Below are 905 nucleotides of genomic sequence, written 5' to 3' on the forward strand. Positions count from 1 at the left end.
ACTACATGAAGTTGGAATCGCTAGTAATCGCGGATCAGCATGTCGCGGTGAATACGTTCCCGGGTCTTGTACACACCGCCCGTCACACCATGGGAGCGGGTTTTACCAGAAGTAGGTAGCTTAACCGCAAGGGGGGCGCTTACCACGGTAGGATTCGTGACTGGGGTGAAGTCGTAACAAGGTAGCCGTATCGGAAGGTGCGGCTGGATCACCTCCTTTCTAGAGTTGCACCGGCTATAGAGCCAATTTATTAAGCGTCCACTCTTATCGACTGTTGAATTTAGAAGAAACAGTAGCAGTGTCCAAGTCGGGGCTGTAGCTCAGCTGGTTAGAGCACCGTGTTGATAACGCGGGGGTCGTTGGTTCGAGTCCAACCAGCCCTACCAGTTCGTTGAAGTTGTCTGTAAAAATCATCTGGCTCTGCCAGGGATTTTTACCTGGCTCCAAACAAAAGTAGGTTTGTACTTTTGTTTGATGAACTCTTGGGGGATTAGCTCAGCTGGGAGAGCACCTGCTTTGCAAGCAGGGGGTCGTCGGTTCGATCCCGTCATCCTCCACCACTCTACTAATCTTGAAAGTGCAAACGTAAGCAACACCACATGGTGAGATGTTTAGGTTTGATCTTTCAGGGATTAAAAGCTGTTTCGTTCTTTAACAATCTGGAAGAAGTAAAGTTTTAATCGAATCGTCGACAGACGGTTCGATGGGTAGTGATTGTATGTATCAAAACAAAGCAACAACGCTGTACTTTCTTATCTCTGTAACGCTCTTTGTTCTTCGGAACAGAGGCTAACGTTATAGGGACAAGCGAATAAGTGCACATGGTGGATGCCTTGGCGATTACAGGCGATGAAGGACGTAGTAGCTTGCGATAAGCTGCGGGGAGCTAGCAAACAAGCTTTGAT

The 905-nt window shown here is 48.1% G+C and carries 2 tRNA genes and 2 rRNA genes; all 4 read left to right on the plus strand.

Features of this window, described 5'->3' with window-relative positions:
- Nucleotides 1–219, plus strand: a 16S ribosomal RNA gene (locus F2P46_RS35960); the annotation flags it as partial.
- 90 nt (nucleotides 220–309) lie between these two features.
- Nucleotides 310–386, plus strand: a tRNA-Ile gene (locus F2P46_RS35965).
- A gap of 98 nt (nucleotides 387–484) precedes the next feature.
- A tRNA-Ala gene (locus F2P46_RS35970) sits at nucleotides 485–560 on the plus strand.
- A 241-nt stretch (nucleotides 561–801) separates the two neighbouring features.
- Nucleotides 802–905, plus strand: a 23S ribosomal RNA gene (locus F2P46_RS35975); the annotation flags it as partial.

The sequence above is a fragment of the Massilia sp. CCM 8734 genome (genome assembly GCF_011682155.1).
Classification (GTDB): Bacteria; Pseudomonadota; Gammaproteobacteria; order Burkholderiales; family Burkholderiaceae_D; genus Telluria_A; species Telluria_A rubra.